Here is a 23,448-nt window from a genome sequence, read left to right as displayed (position 1 = left end):
TAACCGGCAGACCCCGACACCCGGAGCCTCCACGGCCACCGGGCACCCGGCCCTGCCCACACCCACCCTGACCAGGCTCTATTTACGCGTCAGAGCCTCGCGCTCCATAAAACGGACACGGTGTCGATGTGCATTACGTGCAGAGTGGGCGGTACGTGCAAGATGTTGACGCTCCATTTGCTGCCCAATCGTCACTGCGCACGCTCGCGGCCCCGGAGGGGCAGGCAGAAGGCAGCCCCTTCGGTGTCAATGTGATCACCATGCCTGCGACGACCGGATCGGCCTCGGCATTGGCGCCTGTCCACCGGCGAACAAGGCCCGGCTCCCCCATACCCACATACAGCGAGCAGCAGCATGCCGCCACGTCCGGCGGCGCCGAGGTCGGTTTGTCGGGGTGCCCGTGGGGGGGGGCGATCGTCGGTGCGCGGGCCGAGGACAACCATGCCGACGATGCGAACGAAGGTCACCGAGGCGAAGCCCACGGTCAGGGCGATCAGCACGCCCGTGGTGGCAAGGAAGAGTGCATACGGCAGGTGCGGCAGCCGGAACTGCTGGAGGAGGGCTTCCAGCAGGTACCACTTGGGGACGAATCCGGCGGTGGGTGGCAGCCCGGCCAGGGTGATCTCGCCGACGGCGAGACCGGTTGGCGGTGCGCAGCTCTCCCAGCAGGCGTCAACGGGCAGCCTGGCCCGCCGCCCTTTCGTACCCGAGTCTCCCAGTAGCCAGTCGAACCGGTATTGGGTCAGGGGTCAGGGCCGCCTTGCCCAGCGCGTGGTTGCACAGCTCCACGACGTACGCCTCATCGCGGTGCTGACGGCCGGCCGACCGCCGTGCTTGCCCTTGCGTTCAACGGCGGCGAATCCTTCCAGGGGCGACTCGCGGATGTTCTCCCGCTCGCTCTCCGCCATCGCCGGGAAGATACGAACAGCAGCTTGCCGTGCCCGCTGAGGTCATACATTCCCGCGAGGAGGCCGGCGAGCATCTCCAGCACCAGGCCATGGGCGAGCAGGTGGTGGGCGAGCGCGGTGAGTTTGGCGGCGTCGCGGCCGAGCCGCTTCACCTTGTACACCGTGAGGATGACCCGCCAGTCGGACTGTGGCCGTCACTCCCTACGGGCGCACGCGGATGACTGTCTTCCCGCTGCGTCGCGTGGTCGGGTTAAGGGCAGCAACGGCATCATCGAAGCTCGCGACGTCACCGATTTTTGTCCGCAGCCGTCCGTCCCGCACCCACTGCACGATCTCACCCAGTCCGGCCGATCGGCCTCGACAACGAAGTCCACCGCCAGACCACTACTGCTGGGTTCCTCAAACGGTGTAGACATATCGGCGCCGTAGTCGGCGGGTTGACGGTGCAGGTCTGCCCCAGACCCAGGCTGTGGCGCGGGAGTTGAGCCGTCTGGTTGCAAGGGTGGTGGCGTGTTCGATGTCGTCGCGGTTGGCGAACGAGCGGCCGGCGAGGGCGGCTTTACGGAAGATACGCCATCAGCCTTCCTGCAGGTTGAGCCAGCATGCTCCGACGGGGATGAAGGCGTGGTGGATGCGGGGATGGTCCTCGAGCCAGGTCCGGGTGGACAGGCTGTTGTGACTGGACAGGTTGTCGGTGATGATCCAGAGCTCGCCGGTCGGGTTGGCGTCTTCAATCTGTTGCAGGAACTGCTGGTAGAAGACGCTGTTACGGGAGGAGGCGGCCATGGTGATCTGCTGGCCGCCCCGGACGCGTAAGGCCCCGTATACCAAGGTTTTCTCCGTTCCGCGGCTGTAGTCGAGTTCCGCTTTGATCCGGTGTCCGTCGGGTGACCAGGCGGGTGCGGGCGGAAAGGTCCGCGGGATCACCGGCCCAGCTCGTCGGCGCAGATCACCGTCGCGTCGTCGGGCGGGTGGGTGTAGAGGCCGATGATCCTCGTCCTTTTGGGACGAAGTCCGGGTCCTTCGAGCGGGTCCAGGACCGGGTGCGGCGCCAGCGCACGCCTTCGGCGAGCAGGATGCGTCTGACCTGTGAGCGGCCTACCTCGATCCCTTCGGCCCGTGCCGTTGCGGCCAGGGAATCCAGGGTCCACTCGGATGGCCCGGTTTCGTCGAAGGCCCATAGCTCCCCGACGGGCTCCGACCTCAGCCGGCCCGGTGGCACGGTCTTGACCAGGGAGATGATCCTTGACCGTTCTTCCTCGGTGATCCGCCCCTTGCGGCCCTGCCCGCCCAGATCATCCAGCCCCTGCAGGCCCGAGCCGTTGAAGCGGTCCAGCCAGCACCGAACCGTCTTCTGACTACAGCCCAGTTCCACCGCGATCGCCGGCGCGCGCAGCCCCGACCAACTCAGCTCGATCATCCGGGCCCGCATCACCACATCCCGCGGAACCTTCCAGGCCCGCGACAACCGGCGAACGACGCCCCGTTCGTCTTCGTCACGCCCCGGTCGTGCCCGTAAAACCATCGTCCAGCACCCGCCCCCGAGCACCCTCAACTACCCCGCCACCAGGACATATACCCAGCGAAAGAGGAATCCAGCAGCAGTAGTCGGCGTCCCGCTCCTTGCTGCTGTCGCGCGATGATCGTTCGCAGTGCCACGAGGTCCGCCTCACGGTCGCGGCGCAGACGTCCCCGACCGTCCGCATCGAGATCGGCGCGGCGGACGACCAACTGCAAGCCAGGGCGGGAACCTCGGCGTCACGGCGGGCGTCGTACAGAACTTGCGCCGCCAACGCGGAAGGACAGCGTTACGGCAGTCAGTCGGCCCAGCGCGTCGTACTGCTCGGTCGCCACGTATCCGCCGGATCGGGTCGGCTGACAGGAAGCGGCCGTTGGCCGGGTCGTATTCGCGGGCGCCCAGGCTCTCAAGGCTGGTGGCGGAGTCGAGGGTACCGCCGATATGGCCCTTGTCGCCGGGCCAGGTGGTGGGAGCGGTGCCGCGGATGCCGCCGAAGGGGAGGTACTGGCGGCGGGTGACGGTCAGGGTCTGGTAATCGATGGCCAGGCTGTCCGTGCCCTGCCGGTCAGGGATCAGGTTCTGGATGTCACCGGTGGGCGCAGCCTCTAAGCTCACGCAGCATGATCTTGCTGAGTGATCCGCAGGTGATGGACATCCCGGTGGCGGACTGTGGCGACCCCCTCGTGGAGATCGCAACCATTGCGGAGATAACACTCGACCCTAGGGAACGAGATGAGGCCGGGGCATATGGACGGGTCAGAGCCGGCGTGCTGAAACGCCTTGGCTCGGCCTCCACCAGACTCCCCGCAGGCATCGGGCTCCTCATCGTCGAGGGACACAGAAGCCCCGCTGAGCAGGCACGTCGTTTCGCACTGTATGAGGACCGTCTGCGCTGCTCGGGCATCACGGACCCGGGAGATCGTCGGCGTCGAGCCAGCGCTTTCGTCTCCCCGGTCGAGGTGGCTCCGCACTGCGCCGGCGCGGCTGTGGATCTGACGCTTGTCGACTCGGATGGCGTCGAATTGGATCTGGGCGGTGCGGTGAATGGACACCGCACCGGCGACGAAGAGTTGTGTCCGTTCGATGCCCCAGGCCTGTCTCAGACCGCACGCGACAACCGCAAGCTCCTGGCCCAGTGCCTGTACGCAGAAGGCTTCGCCAACTACCCCAGCGAGTGGTGGCACTGGTCCTATGGGGACCGATACTGGGCGCTCATGACCGGTGCCCCTGCCGCCATCTACGGACCGATCTGACCCCCTATCCGGCGCCCGCCACCCGTGCCTGCCCGCCCACCACTACGGCCGCGTACACCGGCCGCGCCGCGCGAGCAGCCCGACAGCACTTCGCACACGCCGGTGGCCGGACCCGAGGGCCCGGCCACCGGCACGAGAGACGACACTACAACGCGACTTCCCCCATCGCCCACGTTCGCCTCTACACCCACCCCACCCATCCCAGCGCCGTGACCACCGTCCTGACCGGCACCCACGCCCACGTTGCCCACCTGGGTCTGGAGGCAGCCGACTGGACCGTCGTCGCCGACAGCTTCCCAGTCCTGGTCCGCATCGACCACGCGGAGTGCTCGCCCAGTCTCCAGATCTGTGGCGCTGACTCTCCAGCCCTGTGGCGCTCAAACGCGGCGTGTGGCGCTATATCCGCATCCCCGGACTGCGCGAACTCCGCCTCGACGTCGCCCTGCGCCAGGCCCTCTCACCCGGACACCAATCCCCCGGCGCCCCGGTCCCGGACGGCCGCCCGGCTCGAAGAACAAACTGAAGGCCACCCGCCCCGCCTACCGCGGGGATCGCAAGGAGTAACGAAAAATCTCAAATCATAATTTAACCCCGAGTAACCATGAGAAGCCTTTCGGGCACAGCGGGTGACAATGATCACTTTGGGCTGCTCGCATCAGGGGTCCCTCCGCAGAGCGGCTACGCTCCTGACGAAGACCAACACTGCCTCGCCAAGGCCGACTCGGGTCGGCGACGGATCGGGTGCGTGTGCGGGGGGGGCACGAAACGAAGGAGAACCCCGCGTGGGCCACCTGGCCGCCGTCCGCGTGTTGCGAAACGTCGCCCCTCAGATCATCGCCGAGTACCACGCCGCCCTGAGCGACATCGGCAGCCCGCTGGTCGCACGCTCCGAGGTCTGGGCCCAGTGTCGCCGGCAGGCCGCAGCCATTCTTCAAGACTGCGCGATCGCTGTGGATCGTGACGTGCCGCAGGCCACAGGAGACGACTACACCCGGCTTCTCGGGGCGCATCGAGCCCTGCAGGGGATCCCGGTCGCCGAGTCGGTGCGCGCCGCGGATCTGCTCTGGCAGGCTGCCCAGCCGTTCCTGGAGGAGGCCGCCCGGGCGGAGGCCGCGCCCCAACGGGACGCGGCCTACCGCGCCCTGGAAGCCGCCTTCCGCACCGCCACCATGCACCGCCTTTACGTCGGAGCCCTGGGACACGAGCAGACCCCCGCCGTATCGGCGGCGAACTCCGCGCTCACACCCGGCCCTGACTCATTCGCCGTCACCGCGTCCCCGTCTGGCTCATCTGCGGATGCGCTCACCCGGCGTGAGTTGGAAATACTGGGCTTGGCGGCCGACGCGTTGACCAACAAGGAGATCGCCGCCAGCCTCGGCATCACGGAGGTGACCGTCAAGCGTCACCTGGCGAACGCCTACGCCAAACTCGGCGCACGATCCCGGCTGGACGCGGTCCGCAGGCTCCGCAGAGGCGCGCACCCGCGGCCGGGGGGCACGGGGCGGTTACCGGCTGGCCGCGCGAACTAGCAACAGCACCAACATCGCCGCGTTGGCCGCGTATTGGACCACCATAAACGCCCGGTAGGCGCCCCGGCGCTCTTGGCGCGCCGCGTCCCTCCCGGGCAGCTTCCGCAGCCGGAATGCCACCCAGACGCTGCCGATCGCCAGCGGGACCGTTCCGACCAGCACCGCGGGCGCCCACAGTGAGGCGGCCAGCCCGCAGCAACCCACTGTCAGTGCCCCGGTCAGTGCCAGCCGGCGGGCCGTGGCGGCGCCGTGCACAGCCGCCACCGTCCGCCGACCGGCACTGGCGTCCCCCTCCGCGTCGCCGAGGTCTTTGACCACCGCGCCCACGAGTCCCATCCACGCCGCCATCACCCCGGCGAAGACCCACGCCTCAAGTCCGGCCGAGTGACCGGCCGCCTGGGCGCCCGCCGCGTACGTGGTCAGCCCCAACCCGGTCACAATCAGCGCGCAGGCCCAACTGGAGCGCTTGGCCGCGATCGGTGGCACCGAGTAAGCGGCACCCAGCGCCAAGAAGAGCAGGATCCACCAGATGAGCCCCGGGACGGCAGCCAATGCGACCACCACAGCTGCCGCCGCGAACGCCCCGGTGGTGACACTCGCGACGCGGACCGGGAGAGCGCCTCGGGCAATCGGGCGGACGGAGCCATTGGCGCGGTCCTCGGCAACGTCCATCACCCCGTTAAGCAGGTAGACGCAGACCACCGCGCACCACCAAGCCGCCACGCCGAGCGGCCAGCGGTCGGAGCCGTCGCCCTGGGTCGCGGCAAATGCCCCGCCGACCGCGAACCGCAGCAGGAATACCACCTGCACCACAGGCCGCGCCTCCATCAGGGACAGCCCCAATATGCGGGCCGGCCGCTGAACATTGCTTTCCACTGACCCTGATACCGCTCACTCGCTCAAAAGATCTTCACGGCGACCTCAACGAACACCTCGAGGGCCGCCACAAGTATGTGGGTACCTGGCCTGGGCCCGGGCAAGGGTACCCAGGTTTCGATGGAAGGCCCGCCGCGCGGGAGGCCGGGAGTCATACCAAGGATGCAGAGAGTATGCAGACGGCATGGTCCTTTGGGTCCGGGGTGCGTTGCCAGGCGGTCGGCGAGACTCCAGGATCACCACGACCTCCTGTCAGGGCTGGGGGTTTGACCAGCGCTTCCTCGTAAGAGAGCCGGAGATCGTGCACACCTTCATGAATGTGAAGAAGACCATCGGGACGAGTACCTCCTTCTGGAAGAGGGCCGAGGCCGCTGGGCTCGGCCAGCTCACCGCGACTGCGGCGCGCGGCCCCTTCCTGGTGTCGGCGGATGACGGGCGGGAATTCCTGAACATGTCCTCGTTCTCCTACCTCGGCCTGGAGTCGCATCCGGCGATCGTCGAGGCAGCGGCGGAGACGGTGGTCAAGGTGGGGTCCCTGAACACCTCCACGTCCCGGATGCGCGCAGTCTTCGAGGTTCTGCGGGACACCGAGGAGATGCTCTCCGACCTCTTCCGCGTCGAGGTGCTGACCACGACCTCGTGCGCCGCTGCCGCCTGGCAGACTCTGCCGCTGGTCGCCTCGGGAGCCCTCACCGAGGGCGATCCGCCGCTCATGGTCTTCGACAAGAACGCACATTTCTGCCTGAACGCGATGAAGCCGAGCGTCGCCGACGAGACCCGCCTGTTGACGATCCCGCACAATGACCTCAATGCGCTCGAGGAACTCTGCAAAACACACCGCAACCTCGTCTACGTCGCCGACAGCGTGTACAGCACGGGCGGCTGCGCCCCAGTACGGCAGCTGCTGGAACTGCAGGACCGCTACGGGCTTTTCCTGCTGTTCGACGAGGCGCACGGACTGTCCAGCTGCGGTGCCCGCGGGCGCGGGCTCGTACTCGACACCATGGGGGAGATCAACGACCGCACGATCGTGATCACTTCGCTGAACAAGGGGTTCGCCGCATCCGGCGGGGCAATGTTCGTCGGCCGACGCGGGGACAGCGCACGCCGCGAGCTCTTCTTGTACGGGAGCGGGCCACTGATGTGGTCCCAACGGATCAACACGGCCGGACTGGGCGCAGTGCAGGCGTCCGCAGAGATCCACCGCTCCTCGGAACTGGACGACCTCCAGCGCCGACTGCGCGAGAACATCAACCACTTCGATGCCCTGGTGCCCAGTGAGAACCGGCACGACGGGCTGCCGATCCGCTTCGTGAGCGTCGGCGACGTCGAGCGGACGATCGGGATCGCGCAGCGTCTCTTCCAGGAGGGCTGCTATGTGGCCCCGCTCTTCTTTCCTGTGATCGCCCGCGGGCGATCCGGGCTGCGAGTCATGCTGCGGGCCGATATGGACCGAGCCGACATCACGCGATTCTCCGGACTGCTTCGGGAGTTCACCGCCACACCGGACGCCGGCGCCGCCGAGGTCCGGTGAACCGTGCGAGCGCATGCCGGAACACTCGACTCCGCCACCGTGGACCCCGAAAAGGAGCGACTGGGACGACCCTTCTGGTACCTCTGGACCGGCACCTGCCTCAACAAGGTCGGCCAGCTACTCCCGGCGTTCTTCACCCTGTACCTGGTCCACCAGCACCTGGCCACCGTGCAGACTGCGGGTTGGATCGTCGGCATACAAGGCGCCGGGTCGATCATCGCCTCGCTGCTCGGTGGCCTACTCAGCGACCGCTTCGGCTCCCGGCGCACGATCGTCTACTCCCAGCTGGCCACCGCGCTCTTTGCCGTCGCACTCGGCCTGGCGATGCCGCTGTGGGGACTGGCGGCGGTGGCGTTCCTCTCCGGATGCACCACCACGATCCATCGGCCGGCCGGAGCGGCGCTGGTCGCGGGGACGGTTCCGGCAAGCCAGCGGGCCCGGGCCTACGGGCTTCTCTACTGGGCGTCCAATATCGGGGTGGCGGTGGCTCCGACTCTGGTGGGCGCGGTGATGGAACTGGCGCCGCGCTTCATGTTCGCCCTCAACGCGGTCACCTCGGTGGCCTATGCCGTGATCGCCTCCAGGATTCCGGAGCCCACCGTCGGCGGCGGACGCAAGGGCGGGCTGCCGCACCGGACCTGGTTGCAGTCCTTTCGTCATGCGGTGAACCCTTTCGTCAGGCTGCCGATCGCCCCCTTCCTCTTCCTCAGCTTCGTCATATCTGCCATCTATCTGCAGTGCAGATCGGCTCTGCCGGTGGACATGGCGGCCCACGGACTGTCCCCCGGCGCCGTCGGGCTGGCGCTCTCGGTGAACGGCGTCCTGGTCGTGGTGCTGCAGCCGGTGGCCTCCCAGTTCTCCGGTCCGGCGAGACTGCTGCCGAAGCTCGTGCTCGCCTGTGGGCTCATCGGCCTCGGTTTCCTGCTACACGGCTTCTGGCATTCGGAGATCGGGTATGTCTGCTCGATCGGGGTCTGGACCCTCGGCGAGGTGGTCCTCGCCCCGCTCGGCTCCTGCCTGATCGCCCTGTGGGCCCGCTCGGAGGAGCAAGGGGCCTTTCAGGCCGCCAACTTCTTCGCCTGGAACCTCGGTCTGGCACTGGGCGCTCCGGTTGGGCTTTGGGAACTGGAGAACCTCGGCTCGACAACCTTCTGGACCGGAACGTTCGTGCTGGCACTGCTCGTCGCCATCGGCCACGCCGCACTGGCGAAGCACCACCCCTATGGAGAATTCGGTGAATGACACCAACGGCGTCAACGACGCCTTCCCCTACCGCCCCCGGTTGGTCCTCGTGGACGGTCCCGGCGGACCTACCCTCGACTGGTCGCTGCCCCGGCTGTGCGACCGGCATGAGGTCGCGGTGCTGTGGAAGCCCACCGGGGACGAGGCTGCGGACGCCGGAAAGCGGGACCTTTTCGACGAGTGGGGATGCCGGGCCACCGTCTTCAACACCGGCCAGGAGCTGGTAGAGAGGATCAAGAACGTCGCCCTCTCCGAGGGCGCCGAGGGCATCCTCTCGTTCAGCGAGCTGTGGGTCATCGAAGCCCATACCGCGGCCGCCGAGCTTGGCCTCCCGGCCAACCCCTTGGCCGCGATCCCGGCGATGCGGGACAAGTACCTCCAGCGTCGGCGGCTCGCCGAGGCCGGCGTCCCGGTGCCCCGGTTCGCGCTGGTGCGCAGCGCCGCGGAACTGCGTGAGGCGTACCGGCACGTGGGCGCACCGGCGATCTTCAAACCGGTGACCGGGGCGGGCAGCCTGGCCACCTACGCGGTCGGCTCGGACACGGAACTGGACGAGCTCTGGGAGACCGCTCGGGCAGCGCATGAGAACGACCGGCGAGCCGGGCAGACCGCCACGTTCATCCTGGAAGAGCGGCTGATCGGCGTCCGGAAGCATCAGGACGAACGCTACGGCGACTACGTCAGCGTGGAATCCATCGTGTGCGGCGACCGGATCGAACACCTCGCAGTCACCGACAAGTTCCCGCTCACCGATCCCTTCCGGGAGAACGGCGGCATCCTCCCCTCCGTGCTCCCGGATGACGAGCTGGCGGCGCTGCGCGCGGCCGCCTCGGCGGCGATCCAGGCGCTCGGGGTCACGCACTGCGCACTGCACACCGAGTTCAAGCTGACGGCGGCCGGCCCGATGATTATCGAGGTCAACTGCCGGGTCGGCGGCGGGGTGACGGAGCAGCTGTACCACGCTGCTGGCTACGACATCATTCGTGCGCTCGCCGAGGTCGCATTGGGTCGGGCTCCACGTCCCATCGACGAGTTCAGGGCATCCGCGGCGATCCTGCTACCGCAGATACCGCCGCGCGACCTGGTAATAACCGAGATGCCCTCGGCGGACGAACTGCTGGCTCTGCCCGGCGTGATCAGCGCCCGGGTCAACCACGCACCGGGCGCAAGGCCGCGCTGGGCTGAGGGGACTCCCGCCGGAACGCTGGCCAGGGTGTTCGCGGCCGCCCCGAGCGCGGACACCCTCCTCGAGACCTTCGACTACCTCAGGTCCGACACATGCTTCGGCTACGCCGAGTACACGAGCTGACCTGAAGGCCCGGAACTATCCGCAGATGGAGGATTTCTGAGGATGAGTCAACGCATCGCCATACTCGGCGGAAGGCTCAACCTGCTCGAACGAGCACACGCGGCGGGGATCCAAGTGGTCCTGTTCCATGGCGCCGACGCCCCCGACAGGCGCGCCCACGACCTCTGCGAGAGGGTCGTCGAGGTCGAACTGAAGGAGTTCGAGCAGGTACGGAAGGCTGTGCTGGCCGAGCACCGACGGAAGCCGTTCGTGCGGGTGGTATCCATCGCCGAGGAGTGCCTGGTCGCGGCGGCCCGCCTGAACGAGACCCTGGCTCTCGGCGGAAACACCGCGAACTCGGTGCGGCTGCTGAAGGACAAACACCTGATGCGGCGCCGACTCGAGCACACAGGTCTGAGCCCGGTCCGGACCGGTCTGGTGGCCTCCGCCCGCCAGGCCGAGGACTTTCTCGCGCACCTCGGTGGGCCGATCATGCTCAAGCCCGTGGCGGGCGCCGGCAGCCGGAACGTCGCTAGGGTCGAATCGGCGGCGGACATCGCACGCGAGTGGCCGCGGATCGGCGGCGGGGCGCCGCTGCTCGCCGAGGAGTTCCTGAGCGGTCCGGAGATCAGCGTCGAGAGCTTCTCGTACCGCGCGGAGCACTCAGTGATCTCCATAACCACCAAGACCCTCACCGATAACTTCGTCGAGGTTGGGCATGCGATGCCCAGCGCACTCGACGACAGTCAATGGCAGACCGTCGAGGCCCTGGTCACCGACTTCCTCACGGCAGTCGGTCTGACCGAGGGGCCCTGCCACACCGAGGTCAAGCTCACCCCGGCCGGGCCCCGCATAGTCGAATCGCAGAACCGCATCGGTGGCGGCGGAATCGTCGAACTCCTCCGTCTCTCCTGCGGATACGACTTCTTCCGGCTGGCCGTCACGGTGCCGCTCGGTATCGATCCCCTGCCTGCGCCACCGGCGCATCGGATCGGCGCCGCGGTGCGCTTCTTCCAGGCCCCTCCGGGACGCATCCGCGAGGTCGGCGGTCTGGATGAGGCCGGCCGGGTGGAGGGGGCCACCGTGTACGACCCGCCTCGGGTCGGCGACGTCGTACCCGAGCTGACGTGGTCCCTGGACAAGGTGAACGGCTATGTGATCGCCGAGGGGGCGGACATCCATGAGGCTGTGGCCAGATGCGAGAAGGTCACCGGCATGGTCGACATCGTGACCTCGCCCGGGAAATGACGATCCGGAAAACCCTGAATCGAAATGGAATCCAACATGGCAGGACTTACTGAATCCCAGGTCATAGGTGTCCTGTACGGAGGCGACTCCCCGGAGCGCGCCGGATCGCTGGTCTCGGGGAAGATGTCAGCGGACGCCCTCGCCACCCAGGGCTTTGACGTTCGGTTGATCGACCCCGCGGAGCCGAAAGCGTTCGAACGCCTTGCGGAGATCGATGTCGCGTTGATCGCGCTCCATGGCCCTGGGGGCGAGGACGGAAGGATCCAGGGCCTCCTGGATTCCCTCGGGGTTCCGTACACCGGATCGGGGGTGCTGGCTTCGGCGGTCGGCATGCACAAGCCGACCTTCAAGCGACTGATTGCCAGCTACGGCCTCGACACTCCCGCGTGGGTGACGGTCGACGACTCGCTCAGTGACGAAGACATGCTCCGGGTCGTGGAGTCGGAACTCGGCTGGCCGGTCTTCGTCAAACCGGCCGCAGGCGGCGGAAGCCTGGGCGCCGGCATCGTCCGGGAACCCTCTCAACTCTCCCGGATGCTGGCGGAGACGGATGAGGGCGGATACCGCGAGTACATGGTGGAGGAGCACGTGCTGGGGCGCCCGTGCTCGGTGGGCGTGCTCGAGTTGGCCGACGGTCTCGCTACTCTGCCGGTCCACGATGTGGAGACCGAGCACGAGTTCTACGACTACGCGGCCAAGCACGATCCGAGTCTGCGTACCGAGCACTGCCCGTCGATCCTGCCCAGCGAGGTGACAGAGCGGCTCCAGGCGGACGCACTCCGGGTGCACAGGATCCTCGGGGCCCACGGGGTCTCCCGGGTGGACTTCATGGTCCGAGAGGACGGGAGTTCGGTGGTGCTTGAGATCAACACCGTGCCCGGCCTCTCGGACCGGGGCAATCTGGCCACCATGGCGAGAGCCGCAGGGATCGCTTATCCCGACCTCGTGACCACCATCCTGCAGACTGCTTTCACCAGGACGGCCGCTGTTGCCTAGGAAGAACGGCTCCGCTGTCGTCCACCGGGTGCCCTACTTCTCCCAGTGGGAATCTCCGGAGCTGGTGGGCGAGTTTGTGACAGGCCGACGCACCGGGGCGGAGGACCCTCGTTGGCGGGATTCCGGTGCGGAGAGTCCGGAATCGTACGAGTTCTGGGCTCGGCGGCTCTGCGGGGTGGCCTGCCTGCGCATGGCTCTGAGCTACTGGTTCGGTACCGCACCGAACGCCTTCGAGCTCGCCGCGGAGTGCCTGGACGCGGGGGCCTACCGGGTAGAGGGACAACAGGTGGAGGGCCTGATCTATGCGCCTTTCGTGAGCTACGTGGTCGGCCGATGGCCGGTGAGCGCGGAGTCCCACCCGGAGCTGCCCGCCGAGGAGCTGGGGAAGCTGGTCGGCGCCGGGGCACTGCCGCTGCTCTCGGTGAGCTCGTCCATCCGTACGCCCGAGACCTCGCCCACGCATCGGGGCGGCCATCTGGTACTGGCCGTCGGCGCCAGCGATGCCGCGGTCTATCTGCATAACCCTTCCGGACTGCCCGGCGTCTCACAGGAGTTCGCCGAGGTGGCCTGGGACGACTTCGCCAGGTTCTATGCCGGCCGGGGCGTCGTGCTGCGACGCGCCGACGGCCGATGAAGCCGGCCACCGAGTGTCGAGTCCACCGACAGAAGGTTCGTTCAGCATGACTGGGAGTTCGGCGCCCATAGGCGTCTTCGACTCTGGTTTCGGCGGTTTGGCGCTGGTCTCCGCTGTGCAGCGGCTGCTGCCGACGGAGAATATCGTCTACCTGGGCGACAGTGCCCGGCAGCCCTACGGCCCCCGCCCGCTCGCCGAGATCCGGGAGATCTCCCTGGAATGCCTGGACCGGCTGGTCGACGATGGGGTGAAGGCGCTCGTGATCGCCTGCAACACGGCGAGCGCCGCGGCGCTCCGGGACGCACGCGAGCGCTATCGGATTCCAGTAATCGAGGTCGTAGGGCCGGCCAGCCGCACCGCGGCAAAGGCCACCAGGAACGGCCGGGTCGGCGTCGTGTGCACCGAGGCCACACGAGTTTCCAGGGCCTACGAGGACGCGTTCGCCGCCGCTCCGCACATCGACCTGGTCATCGCGGCGTGCCCGCCATTCGTCGACTTCGTCGAGGCAGGCGTGACCACCGGTCCGGAACTGGCGGCCGTGGTGCAGCGGTGTCTGGCCCCGCTGGTGGCGGCCGAGGTCGACACGCTCATCCTGGGCTGCACCCACTATTCGCTGATCAGCGAGGCCATTGCCGGGGCGATGGGCGAGCGGGTCCGACTGGTGTCGAGTGCCGAGACCGCCGCGGAGGAGCTGGCCGCATGTCTACGTCGGTCCAACCTGTGCCACCCCGCCACCGAGGGCCAGCCCTCATATCTGTTCCAGACGACAGGCGACCTCGGGTACTTCGAGAGCATCGGTAGCCGCCTTCTGGGTCTGCCCTTCCGGGGCCGCAGCGCCGAGGCCGTCAGCCGGGCGGTCTTCGCCCTGACCCATCGCTAACGCGACGACCGGCAGGAAGAACACGTTGAAGCTCGCCGTCATCGCCGGTGGCCAGACCGCGGAGGCCGAGGGCACTCTCGGTTCCGCCGATCGACTCTCCGTCTGCCCGCGACGGTGTTGATCTTGCCGTTTAACGTTCCGCCTCGAACAGGCGGACCTGGGGGTGGCATGATCGACTCCGGTTCGACTCGGCGGTGGGGTGGTGTGACGTGGGCGATTGGCGGACTGATCCGACGTTCGCGATGTGCCGGGCGTTGGCGGCCGGGGCGGATCTGTCCTCTTTCGCGGGCGGGCCGTTCGACGTGCGGGCGGCGGTGGCCGGCATCCGGCCCGAGACCAAGGATGGATTCCTGCTCGGCCGAGTCCCCTGGGAGCGTTTCTCACAGGGGGGAGACGTCAGGGATGCCGTTCACCTGCTGCACACCGACGGCTCCTTTCGTTCCGGAGCGGGCGTGGTGAGCGGCATGTGAGGGTGTTCAGTTCCTTGTGTAAGAGATGATCTTGCTGGGTGCTGGTCGGGCCCTGGCTGATACCAGGAATGTGACGCACAGTGAGTGATCTGATGGACGAGAACTTCCCGTACGCCGAGTCCGACGAGTCCCGGCAGGAGGCGTCGCGCAGGTTGGCGGGGGCGATGTCGCCGGCGGCGATCGACCGGATGCTGGCGGACGCGGAGGCGGCTGGGGTCGGTATCGATGGGCAGGGCGGTCTGCTGCAGCAGATGATGAAGGCGGTCCTGGAGAGGGCTTTGCAGGTCGAGATGGCCGACCACCTCGGCTACGAGGCCGGCGACCCGGCCGGGCGGGGCTCGGGCAACTCCCGTAACGGGTCGTATCCCAAGACGCTGACGACGACGGCCGGGCCGGTCACGGTGCACGTGCCCAGGGATCGCAAGGCAGACTTCGAGCCGGTGATTGTGCCCAAGTGGCGGCGGCGTCTGGCCCAGGTTGACGACATGATCCTCTCGCTCTACGCGCGAGGCATGACGACCCGGGACATCACCGCGCACCTCAAGGAGGTCTACGGGACGGAGGCGTCCCCAGCCTTGATCTCGAAGGTCACCGATGTCGTGTCGGGTGAGATAACCGCCTGGCAGAACAGGCCCGTTGACGAGGTCTACCCCATCCTCTACATCGACGCTCTGAGCGTGAAGGTCCGCGACGGCGGCATGGTCACCAACAAATCTGCCCATCTGGTCATTGGTGTCGACGTGGACGCATCAAGAATGTGCTGGGCATCTGGCTGCAGGACAACGAGGACTCGAAGTTCTGGCTGAACGTGCTCACCCAGCTCAAGAACCGCGGCCTGAGGGATGCCCTGATCGTGTGCTGCGACGGACTGACGGGCCTACCCGACGCGATCAACACCGTCTGGGAGAAAGCCCAGGTCCAGACATGTGTGACGCACCTGATCCGCTCGTCGATGAAGTACGTGTCCTACACCGACCGCAAGAAGGTCGCCGCCGCCCTGAAGCCGATCTATACCGCGAGCACCGAGTCCGAGGCGCTCAGCGCCCTCGATGAACTCAGGACCGCCTACGGCAAGAACTACCCTGGTTTGATTGCGAGTTGGGAACGCGTGTGGGAGGAGTTCATCCCCTTCCTTGCCTTTGACCGCGAGATCCGGCGCGTGATCTACACCACCAACGCCATCGAGTCCCTGAACTACCAACTCCGCAAGATCACCAAGACGCGCGGGCACTTCCCCTCCGACGACGCCGCGATCAAGCTCCTCTACCTCGGCATCCGCCGCATCGAGGGCCGCCACATCGACGGCGACGGCCCTATCCCCCAAGGCCGCGTCCGCGGCACCGGCACCCTCGGGTGGAAGCGGGCCATGAACCACTTCATGCTGGCCTTCCCCGACCGCCTCCCCCTCTGAACCCTGCAAGATCACCGATAGTAACCACCTTCAGGGCCCGACCAGCAAGGACGCACACCTCTACATACACAAAGGAATTGACAACCTCCGGCATGTGCGCCAACGACATGCGGGCCGCCGTTCTCGCCGTACCGTTCCTGATCCGCATCGCCGCCGACACCCGCCACCCCTGTCGTGCCGACGCTCTCGCCGTGGCCGCCTGCCCGGCCCGTGCCCTCCACTTCGGCGTCGCCTCTCGCGACGAACTACTGCTCCACCGCGCCGACTTCCAGGACGGCGATCTGCACGACGACTACGGCGTCGAGGTGACCGGCTACCCTGCTGGCTGGTCGGTCGCCGCTGCCCGGGCCGCGATCACCGCCGACACCGCCCTCCTGCACCCCCTTCTCGGCAACCCCGACCCGTCGATACGTATCGACGCCGCCTACACACTGGCCACCGCCGCAGACCCCGACCGCGCCGTCCGCTCCTCCTTCCGTGCCCGGCTCGCCACTGAGCAGGACCCGAAGGTCAGCGCCGCCCTGGTCCTCGCCACCGCCGAAGCCACCCGCACGCACCCCCACGCGCCGACCACCACGTGGATGCGGGAACAGTGGCGGGACCGAACACAAGCACCCGAGGTCCGCCTGGTCGCCGCGATCGGCTGGCTCTGCCTCACCGACGAACCCGCCCCCGACGACTTGCGCACCGCCGTTGACGACCTCGCCACCGACGAACGCGCCCACACTATGGACGACCTGCGCTGGATGGCCAACGCCGGGGGATCCCACGAGACCGGACTGCAACGCTGCGTCCGAACGATGCTCCACCCCGACCAGCCCGACCCCGAGGATCGCGACGACCTGTGGGCCTCGCTCCGCTGACCGTGAGAGCAAGCCACCAGCGCTCAATCTTCGTTCAGGGACTCAGCGAGGCATACCTGAAGCGTCCGGGGAAACACCGCCGTCACTACACGCCCGAACTGTGCGGAGGGCCCGCACGAACTACACCGACCAGCTCCTCGAAGAGCTGGCAGCCAACAACAACTACCTCGTCAAGGCGGTCGAACCCGGCCCGCACGCTGTGAACTGGGCATCGCGGATCAGTGCCGCACACAAGTCCGGCAAGATCCCTCACGCACAGGAGCTCCGTGGAAAGCAGACTCACCGCGGCTACGAAATCTAGCTCGTCGACATCCCTGCCTGGCAACTCGTCGAACTCACTCCAATCACCGCGCCAGCCGGACTCACCCAGCCCCATACCGTGGCGGCCGCTCCCCAAGAGCAACCCCACCGCATGGAACTGACCAAATCCGTCTACGGCCGAGCCCTGCGCATCATCCAGGCCGTCGTTATTACAGCCACCGAATCAAAGGGCCACACGGCGGCACTCGGCCCCACTCCAGCCGCCGCCCCGCCCCGCCCCGTCACCGTCGGCAGGCAGCACCGTACTTCACCATCACCACCCAAGGCGAATGCATCGACTTCCTCGTCCTGCAGGAACAGGACCACAGCAAACACGTCCCCACCGGCAAGGAACGCGCCGACGCTACGAAGCACACATGGATGCGCATCCCTGCTTCGACTACACCCCCGCCAACCGGCTGCGTTTCATCCTCCGCGGCAGCACCGCACACCGCGGCAACGAATGGGCCGACCTCCCTGGCCGGCCGCTGGAAGACCAGCTCGCCGAAATCGTGCAAGAAGTCGACCTCCGTGGCGAAGCCGCCGAACACAACCGCCACGTAGACGAGCAAACCCAGGAGGCGGCACAGCAGAATTGCGAAAGCGCCGTGCACAAAGCCCACGCCGCGTACACCCACACGCCTATCGCGTCAAGCACCTCGAAGAACGGACAGATGCCTGGCACCAGATCAAACGCCTGACCGAATTCGTCACAGCAGTGCGCAACCGCGCCACATCACTGCCACCCGGGTAGGAAAGGACCAAGATCGAGTCGTGGCTCGCGTTCGCAGACGCCCACCTCCAACAGCTCACCGAGTCCGCCTTGGCGCCGAAGCTGCCCACCGTCGCAGCCCAGCAGCTCAGATCTTGAGCCGTTCCTCAGCCACCGAAGCCGCTACGAACCTCGCTCCGACTGAGCCCCAAATCGGACCATAACCGGCAGGATCTCGCCAAGAGACAGCAAAGAAGGGACTCTGGAAGACCGCACCTGACGCACCGCCACCTGCAGGAAGTCACTCCTGACGATCCATCAGAAAGTGCGTCAAACGTGCGTCAGAAGGGCCTTCCATGCGTCGAATATGCGTCAAGATATCGCCCGTAACGCCCACAGCGCACATAATGCACACCCGGCGAAACCGCAGGTCAGGCACCCTTTTCGGCAGGCTCAAGGATCGCCACGCACTCCACATGATGCGTCATCGGGAAGAGATCGAACGCCCGCAGCGTCCGTACCTTGTACCCACCGTCGCGGAAGTACCCGAGGTCGCGGGCGAGTGCCGCCGGGTCGCAGGCGACGTACGCGATGCGGCGGGCGCCCAGGGAGGACAGTTGCTCGACCGTCTTCTTGCCGGCGCCGGCGCGGGGCGGGTCGAGGACGATCAGGTCGACCTCGGTGATGCCGGTGCGCGGGAGGACCGACTCGACCTTGCCCTGTTCGATGCGGACCCGCTCGAAGGCGGCGAGGTTGTGCCGGGCGTCCTCGACCGCACGCTTGCCGGACTCGATGCCGAGGACCGCGCCCTTGTCGCCGAGGCGGTCCGCGAGGGCGCCCGCGAAGAGGCCGACGCCGCAGTACAGGTCGAGCGCCATCTCGCCCTTGCGCGGCATCAGGCCCTGCATGACGGCCTTGACCAGGGTGTCGGCCGCCATCGGGTGGACCTGCCAGAAGCCGCCGCTGCCGACGCGGTACGTACGGCCGTCGGCCCGCTCGCGCACGAACGCGCGGCCGTGGACGCGGTGGATGCCGCCGTCGTGCTCCTCGACGCGCATCACGGAGACGGGCTTGTCGAGCTCCACGAGGGGAAGTCGGGCGCCGGGGCGGGGCTCCAGGATGACCATGCGGTCCTGGGAGCCGGTCGCGGCGATCGCCTCGACCGAGGCCATGCCGGACCAGTCGCGCTCCTCGATACCGAGTTCGCTCACGCCCGGCGCCGCGATCATGCAGTGCTCGATCGGCTCGACCTCGTGCGAGCGGTGGCGGCGCAGTCCGGCGTTGCCGTCCGCGTCCACGGCGTACTGCACGCGCGTGCGCCAGGCCGGGACCTCGCCGGCGGGCAGCTTGTCGCCCTCGGCGGGCATCACCGTGCCGTCCCAGCCCGCCTCCTCGGGCGTGAGGCCCGCGAGCCGCTGCAGCTGCTCGGCGATGACCTCACCCTTGAGGCGGCGCTGCGCGCCCGGCTTGGCGTGCTGCCAGTCGCAGCCGCCGCAGCGACCGGGTCCTGCGTAGGGGCAGGGGGCTTCGACGCGGTCCTTGGACGCCGAGAGGATCGTCACCGCGTCCGCGCGCAGGAAGCGCGCGCCCTCCTCGCCCTCCGTGACACGCGCGACGACGCGCTCGCCGGGCAGGGCGTGCCGGACGAAGAGGACCTGGCCCTCGGCCGTGCGGGCGATGCAGTGCCCGCCATGGGCCACGGGGCCGATCTCGACCTCGTACTCCTCCCCCACCAGCGATTTCTTCGGTTCTGCCTGCATGGCGGGGTGACTCCAGATGCGAAAGGGGATGAGGAAGGGGTCGCGGAACCGCGAACGGCCGGACAACAGCCCACCAGTCTACGTGGACGTTGCCCGGCCGCTCACCACAAGGCCGTCGGCCCCTGCGGTCACAAGGCCGTCAGCCCTTGGCGTTCGAGGACTCCTTCGGGCGCTCCTCCGCCGGACCCCGGCGCACCGCACCCGGCGCGTTCCACTCCTGCCGCTTGCGGGCCCGGTTCCTCGCGACCTCCGAGGACTCCAGCTGGTAGGGCACGGAGGTGACCATCACACCGGGCGTGAACAGAAGCCGGCCCTTGAGCCGCAGCGCGCTCTGGTTGTGCAGCAGATGCTCGTACCAGTGGCCGACCACGTACTCGGGGATGATGACCGAGACCGCGTCGCGCGGGGACTCCCGGCGCAGGCCCTTCACGTACTCGATCACGGGCCGGGTGATCTCGCGGTACGGCGAGTCGAGGACCTTCAGCGGTACGTCGATGCCGCGCCGCTCCCACTCCTCGCGCAGTGCCTTGGTCTCGGCCGGGTCGACGTTGACGCTGAGCGCCTCGAGGGTGTCGGAGCGCATCAGCTTGGCGTAGGCGAGGGCACGCAGGGTCGGGCGGTGGATCTTGGAGATCAGGACCACCGAGTGGACCCGGGAGGGGCGGACGCTGTCGTCGGAGGGCCCCTCGGGGGCGGCGATCTCCTCGGCGACGCGGTCGTAGTGCTTACGGATCGCGCTCATCGTCACGTAGAAGATCACCATGCCGAGCAGGGCGACCCAGGCGCCGTGCGTGAACTTGGTGACGAGGACGACGACCAGCACCAGGCCGGTGAAGAAGGCGCCGAAGGCGTTGATCGCGCGGGAGCGGATCATGTGGCTGCGCCTGGCCGGGTCGTTCTCGGTGCGCAGGTGGCGGTTCCAGTGCCGGACCATGCCGGTCTGGCTGAGCGTGAAGGAGACGAAGACGCCGACGATGTAGAGCTGGATCAGCCGGGTCGAGTCGGCGCCGTAGATGACGACCAGGAGCGTGGCCGCGCCCGCGAGCAGGACGATGCCGTTCGAGAAGGCGAGGCGGTCGCCGCGGGTGTGCAGCTGACGCGGCAGATAGCGGTCCTGGGCGAGGATCGAGCCGAGCAGCGGGAAGCCGTTGTACGCGGTGTTGGCCGCGAGGAACAGGACCAGCGCGGTGGCGGCGGCGAGCACGATGAACAGGAAGCTGCCCTTGCCGAAGACCGCCTCGGCGACCTGCGAGATCACCGGGTTCTGGACGTAGCCGGAGCCGATCGGGACGCCGTTGTGGATCAGGTCGGTGGCCGGGTTCTCGGCCATCCGGACCTTGGTCGACATGGCCAGGGCGATGATGCCGCAGAACATGGTGACAGCCAGCAGGCCCATCGCCGCGAGAGTGGTCGCGGCGTTCTTCGACTTGGGCTTGCGGAAGGCGGGGACGCCGTTGGAGATGGCCTCGACGCCGGTGAGCGCCGCGCAGCCGGAGGAGAAGGCGCGCAGCAGCAGGAAGACGAGCGCGAAGCCCGCGAGCCCCTGGTGCTCGGCCTTGATGTGGTAGTCGGCGGTCGGCGCGCGCATGGTGTCGTTCAGGACGAGCCCACGGAAGGCGCCCCACGCGATCATGATGAAGACGCCCGCGACGAAGACGTACGTCGGAATCGCGAAGAGCTTTCCGGACTCCTTCACTCCGCGCAGGTTCATCAGCGTGAGCAGCACGATGACGACGACGGCGCACAGCACCTTGTGCTCGACGACGAAGGGGATGGCGGAGCCGAGGTTCTCGATGCCGGACGAGATCGACACGGCGACGGTGAGGACGTAGTCGACGAGCAGCGCGCTGGCGACGGTGAGGCCGGCCCTGGGGCCGAGGTTGGTGTTGGCCACCTCGTAGTCGCCGCCACCACTGGGGTAGGCGTGCACGTTCTGCCGGTAGGAAGCGACCACCGTGAACATCAGCACGACGACCGCGAGCGCGATCCAGGGGCTGAAGTGGTAGGCCGACACGCCCGCGATGGAGAGGACCAGAAGCACTTCCCCGGGTGCGTAGGCCACGGAGGAGAGCGGGTCGGATGCGAAGACGGGGAGTGCGATGCGCTTCGGCAGGAGGGTTTCCCCGAGCCGATCACTGCGCAGTGCGCGCCCGATCAGGATCCGTTTGGGCACGTCGGTCAGTTTGGACACGCAGAGGATCGTAAGCGTTCGAACGGGGGGTCGCCCACCCGCCGCTCGACATCTGCTCTCCGAGTGAAAACGAGGAGGGGCCCCGTTGCGGATTCCGAGGCCGCATACTTCCGCATGTCTATATGACAAAGCCCCTGTTTATCCCACTATGGAGGTTCCATGCACGCGACCGCTGAGCTCATCGGCGCCACCGCAGGACTCGTCGGCCTCGGAATCCTGACTCTTCTCAGCGTGCGCAGCTTCAATCGCCGCTGATCGCCGGGAACGCGCAGGCGAACGTGCACAGGGGTGCCCCTGATCGACCGCGCGTGTGTAGCTTGGGCGGCGGTCTGAGACCCTGTTTAGCCTGAGCCGTAACCATTTACATTCGGAAGGACGGTCGTGCACATCGTCATCATGGGCTGCGGAAGAGTGGGTTCCGCTCTGGCCCAGACCCTGGAGCAACAGGGGCACACGGTCGCTGTGATCGATCAGGACCCCACCGCCTTCCGACGACTGGGCTCCGGCTTCGGCGGCCGTCGTGTCACCGGAGTCGGCTTCGACCAGGACACCCTTCGCGAAGCGGGTATCGAGGAGGCCGGCGCCTTCGCCGCCGTCTCCAGCGGTGACAACTCGAACATCATCGCCGCCCGGGTGGCCCGCGAGATGTTCGGCATCGAGAACGTCGCGGCGCGCATCTACGACCCGCGCCGCGCCGAGGTCTACCAGCGCCTGGGCATCCCGACCGTCGCCACCGTCCGCTGGACGGCCGACCAGATGCTGCGGCGGCTGCTCCCCTCGGGTGCCGAGCCGCTGTGGCGCGACCCCACCGGCGGGGTGCAGCTCGCCGAGGTGCATGCCTCCGCCGCCTGGGTCGGCCACAAGATCAGCCGCCTCCAGGACGAGACCGGGGTGCGTGTGGCCTTCCTCACGCGGCTGGGCGAGGCGATCCTGCCCACCTCGCAGACGGTGCTGCAGGAGGGCGACCTCGTGCACGTGATGATGCGCACGGACGACGTCGAGAAGGTCGAGGCGTCGTTCGCCGAGGGCCCCGAAGAGGAGAGCGGTCACTGATGAGGGTCGCCATTGCCGGTGCCGGTGCCGTCGGTCGCTCCATCGCGGGCGAGCTCCTGGAGAACGGGCACGAGATTCTGCTGATCGACAAGGCGCCGACCGCCATCTCGGTCGAGCGCGTCCCGCAGGCGGAGTGGCTGCTCGCCGACGCCTGCGAGATCACCTCGCTGGACGAGGCGGCGCTGCAGCGCTGCAACGTGGTCATCGCGGCCACCGGTGACGACAAGGTCAACCTGGTCGTCTCACTGCTCGCGAAGACCGAGTACGGCGTCCCGCGCGTCGTCGCCCGTGTGAACAACCCCAAGAACGAGTGGCTGTTCAACGAGGCCTGGGGCGTGGACGTGGCGGTCTCCACCCCGCGTCTGATGTCGGCCCTGGTCGAGGAGGCGGTGAGCGTCGGCGACCTGGTCCGGCTGCTGCGCTTCAGCCACGGCGACGCGAACCTGGTCGAGCTGACCCTCCCGCCGGAGTCGGCCCTGGCCGGCACGCAGGTCGGCGACGTGGAGTGGCCCGAGGACACCTCCCTGGTCACGATCATCCGCGGCACCCGGGTCCTCACGCCCTCCCAGGAGGACTCCCTGGAGGCGGGCGACGAGCTCCTCTTCGTCGCCGCCCAGGCCCGCGAGGAACAGCTCGAGGACCTGCTCTCGGTCCGCCGCGACGACGCGACGAGCTAGTCGGCTCCGACAGCTGCGATACGACGCAGGGGGCGCCCGGAGATCTCCGGGGGCCCCCAGCGGAGGTACGGGGAAAAAGAGGTATGGGGAACAAACAAGTAAGG

The 23,448-nt window shown here is 67.8% G+C and carries 22 protein-coding genes and 1 pseudogene; 17 read left to right on the top strand and 6 right to left on the bottom strand.

The annotated features are described in order from the left end of the window. Window positions 1-799: 799 nt before the first annotated feature. The 3 genes from ABZ656_RS43425 to ABZ656_RS43415 form a co-directional block, all read right to left on the bottom strand. Window positions 800-1,069: a hypothetical protein gene (locus tag ABZ656_RS43425; protein ID WP_360276060.1), complete on the bottom strand. Its 270-nt coding sequence runs from the start codon at window positions 1,067-1,069 to the stop codon at window positions 800-802. Window positions 1,070-1,484: 415 nt separating this feature from the next. Then, a complete protein-coding gene (locus ABZ656_RS43420; RefSeq protein WP_360276057.1) occupies window positions 1,485-1,835 on the bottom strand; it encodes a transposase in 351 nt (116 codons plus the stop codon). A 22-nt stretch (window positions 1,836-1,857) separates the two neighbouring features. Next, the gene (locus ABZ656_RS43415) at window positions 1,858-2,433 is read right to left on the bottom strand and encodes a helix-turn-helix domain-containing protein (protein WP_101401185.1); all 576 of its coding nucleotides are present in this window, start codon (window positions 2,431-2,433) and stop codon (window positions 1,858-1,860) included. Window positions 2,434-3,047: 614 nt separating this feature from the next. On the opposite strand from ABZ656_RS43415, the gene ABZ656_RS43410 reads away from it, so the two are divergent. The 3 genes from ABZ656_RS43410 (at window position 3,048) to ABZ656_RS43400 (ending at window position 5,209) form a co-directional block, all read left to right on the top strand. Next, window positions 3,048-3,680 carry a M15 family metallopeptidase gene (locus tag ABZ656_RS43410; protein ID WP_101401184.1) on the top strand — a complete coding sequence of 211 codons (633 nt, stop codon included), beginning with the start codon at window positions 3,048-3,050 and terminating at the stop codon, window positions 3,678-3,680. A 370-nt stretch (window positions 3,681-4,050) separates the two neighbouring features. Then, window positions 4,051-4,203, top strand: a complete 153-nt coding sequence (locus tag ABZ656_RS43405; protein ID WP_360276053.1) for a hypothetical protein — start codon at window positions 4,051-4,053, stop codon at window positions 4,201-4,203. 259 nt (window positions 4,204-4,462) lie between these two features. After that, the gene (locus ABZ656_RS43400) at window positions 4,463-5,209 is read left to right on the top strand and encodes a helix-turn-helix transcriptional regulator (RefSeq protein ID WP_360276050.1); all 747 of its coding nucleotides are present in this window, start codon (window positions 4,463-4,465) and stop codon (window positions 5,207-5,209) included. On the opposite strand, the gene ABZ656_RS43395 is transcribed toward ABZ656_RS43400, so the two are convergent. After that, on the bottom strand, window positions 5,186-6,022 hold the full coding sequence (locus ABZ656_RS43395) for a UbiA family prenyltransferase (RefSeq protein WP_180362104.1): 837 nt from the start codon (window positions 6,020-6,022) through the stop codon (window positions 5,186-5,188). The genes ABZ656_RS43400 and ABZ656_RS43395 overlap by 24 nt on opposite strands. A 247-nt stretch (window positions 6,023-6,269) precedes the next feature. Here ABZ656_RS43395 and ABZ656_RS43390 point away from each other — a divergent pair, with 247 nt between their 5' ends. The 12 genes and pseudogenes from ABZ656_RS43390 to ABZ656_RS43335 all read left to right on the top strand — a co-directional run bounded on the left by ABZ656_RS43390 (window position 6,270) and on the right by ABZ656_RS43335 (window position 17,652). Further along, window positions 6,270-7,619 carry an aminotransferase class I/II-fold pyridoxal phosphate-dependent enzyme gene (locus ABZ656_RS43390; protein WP_360276047.1) on the top strand — a complete coding sequence of 450 codons (1,350 nt, stop codon included), beginning with the start codon at window positions 6,270-6,272 and terminating at the stop codon, window positions 7,617-7,619. Window positions 7,620-7,622: 3 nt separating this feature from the next. Then, window positions 7,623-8,861: an MFS transporter gene (locus ABZ656_RS43385; protein ID WP_101401181.1), complete on the top strand. Its 1,239-nt coding sequence runs from the start codon at window positions 7,623-7,625 to the stop codon at window positions 8,859-8,861. After that, on the top strand, window positions 8,854-10,170 hold the full coding sequence (locus ABZ656_RS43380; protein ID WP_360276043.1) for an ATP-grasp domain-containing protein: 1,317 nt from the start codon (window positions 8,854-8,856) through the stop codon (window positions 10,168-10,170). Before ABZ656_RS43385 ends, ABZ656_RS43380 begins: the two co-directional genes overlap by 8 nt. Window positions 10,171-10,212: 42 nt before the next feature. Further along, on the top strand, window positions 10,213-11,397 hold the full coding sequence (locus ABZ656_RS43375; protein ID WP_101401179.1) for an ATP-grasp domain-containing protein: 1,185 nt from the start codon (window positions 10,213-10,215) through the stop codon (window positions 11,395-11,397). 36 nt (window positions 11,398-11,433) lie between these two features. Next, entirely contained in the window at window positions 11,434-12,393 is a 960-nt protein-coding gene (locus ABZ656_RS43370) for a D-alanine--D-alanine ligase (protein WP_101401178.1), read from the top strand. Window positions 12,394-12,421: 28 nt separating this feature from the next. After that, on the top strand, window positions 12,422-13,027 hold the full coding sequence (locus ABZ656_RS43365; protein ID WP_180362368.1) for a C39 family peptidase: 606 nt from the start codon (window positions 12,422-12,424) through the stop codon (window positions 13,025-13,027). 46 nt (window positions 13,028-13,073) lie between these two features. Continuing rightward, window positions 13,074-13,907, top strand: a complete 834-nt coding sequence (gene murI / locus ABZ656_RS43360) for a glutamate racemase (protein WP_101401176.1) — start codon at window positions 13,074-13,076, stop codon at window positions 13,905-13,907. Between the two features lie 209 nt (window positions 13,908-14,116). Then, complete coding sequence (locus ABZ656_RS43355) at window positions 14,117-14,377, top strand: hypothetical protein (RefSeq protein WP_101401175.1); 261 nt, start codon at window positions 14,117-14,119, stop codon at window positions 14,375-14,377. Between the two features lie 152 nt (window positions 14,378-14,529). Further along, a pseudogene (locus ABZ656_RS43350) lies at window positions 14,530-15,788 on the top strand (IS256 family transposase). A 92-nt stretch (window positions 15,789-15,880) separates the two neighbouring features. Continuing rightward, window positions 15,881-16,651, top strand: coding sequence for a hypothetical protein (locus tag ABZ656_RS43345; protein WP_360276038.1), 771 nt, complete (start codon window positions 15,881-15,883; stop codon window positions 16,649-16,651). A 100-nt stretch (window positions 16,652-16,751) separates the two neighbouring features. After that, complete coding sequence (locus ABZ656_RS43340) at window positions 16,752-16,952, top strand: hypothetical protein (protein ID WP_180362103.1); 201 nt, start codon at window positions 16,752-16,754, stop codon at window positions 16,950-16,952. A 376-nt stretch (window positions 16,953-17,328) separates the two neighbouring features. After that, the gene (locus ABZ656_RS43335) at window positions 17,329-17,652 is read left to right on the top strand and encodes a hypothetical protein (protein ID WP_180362102.1); all 324 of its coding nucleotides are present in this window, start codon (window positions 17,329-17,331) and stop codon (window positions 17,650-17,652) included. 442 nt (window positions 17,653-18,094) lie between these two features. On the opposite strand, the gene ABZ656_RS43330 is transcribed toward ABZ656_RS43335, so the two are convergent. Then, window positions 18,095-19,423 (bottom strand): class I SAM-dependent RNA methyltransferase, encoded by a 1,329-nt coding sequence (locus ABZ656_RS43330; RefSeq protein ID WP_101401174.1) that lies wholly within the window; start codon window positions 19,421-19,423, stop codon window positions 18,095-18,097. Window positions 19,424-19,562: 139 nt separating this feature from the next. Beyond that, window positions 19,563-21,614, bottom strand: coding sequence for an APC family permease (locus tag ABZ656_RS43325; RefSeq protein WP_360276033.1), 2,052 nt, complete (start codon window positions 21,612-21,614; stop codon window positions 19,563-19,565). A 381-nt stretch (window positions 21,615-21,995) separates the two neighbouring features. Here ABZ656_RS43325 and ABZ656_RS43320 point away from each other — a divergent pair, with 381 nt between their 5' ends. Next, complete coding sequence (locus tag ABZ656_RS43320) at window positions 21,996-22,667, top strand: TrkA family potassium uptake protein (protein WP_054237133.1); 672 nt, start codon at window positions 21,996-21,998, stop codon at window positions 22,665-22,667. Beyond that, window positions 22,667-23,344 carry a TrkA family potassium uptake protein gene (locus ABZ656_RS43315; protein WP_054237132.1) on the top strand — a complete coding sequence of 226 codons (678 nt, stop codon included), beginning with the start codon at window positions 22,667-22,669 and terminating at the stop codon, window positions 23,342-23,344. The genes ABZ656_RS43320 and ABZ656_RS43315 overlap by 1 nt, the downstream gene beginning before the upstream one ends. Window positions 23,345-23,448: the final 104 nt, after the last annotated feature.

The sequence above is a fragment of the Streptomyces sp. NPDC007095 genome (assembly GCF_040634475.1).
GTDB lineage: Bacteria > Actinomycetota > Actinomycetes > Streptomycetales > Streptomycetaceae > Streptomyces.
The sequence above is the reverse complement of the archived record's forward strand: the minus strand, read 5'-3'. Positions and strand labels throughout refer to the sequence as shown.

Coding starts and splice junctions, on each gene's coding strand:
- ABZ656_RS43415 (WP_101401185.1), bottom strand. CDS start 2,433: ATGGTTTTACGGGCACGACCGGGGCGTGACGAAGACGAACGGGGCGTC.
- ABZ656_RS43410 (WP_101401184.1), top strand. CDS start 3,048: ATGATCTTGCTGAGTGATCCGCAGGTGATGGACATCCCGGTGGCGGAC.
- ABZ656_RS43390 (WP_360276047.1), top strand. CDS start 6,270: ATGGTCCTTTGGGTCCGGGGTGCGTTGCCAGGCGGTCGGCGAGACTCC.
- ABZ656_RS43375 (WP_101401179.1), top strand. CDS start 10,213: ATGAGTCAACGCATCGCCATACTCGGCGGAAGGCTCAACCTGCTCGAA.
- ABZ656_RS43370 (WP_101401178.1), top strand. CDS start 11,434: ATGGCAGGACTTACTGAATCCCAGGTCATAGGTGTCCTGTACGGAGGC.
- murI (WP_101401176.1), top strand. CDS start 13,074: ATGACTGGGAGTTCGGCGCCCATAGGCGTCTTCGACTCTGGTTTCGGC.
- ABZ656_RS43345 (WP_360276038.1), top strand. CDS start 15,881: ATGTGCGCCAACGACATGCGGGCCGCCGTTCTCGCCGTACCGTTCCTG.
- ABZ656_RS43335 (WP_180362102.1), top strand. CDS start 17,329: ATGGATGCGCATCCCTGCTTCGACTACACCCCCGCCAACCGGCTGCGT.
- ABZ656_RS43330 (WP_101401174.1), bottom strand. CDS start 19,423: ATGCAGGCAGAACCGAAGAAATCGCTGGTGGGGGAGGAGTACGAGGTC.
- ABZ656_RS43315 (WP_054237132.1), top strand. CDS start 22,667: ATGAGGGTCGCCATTGCCGGTGCCGGTGCCGTCGGTCGCTCCATCGCG.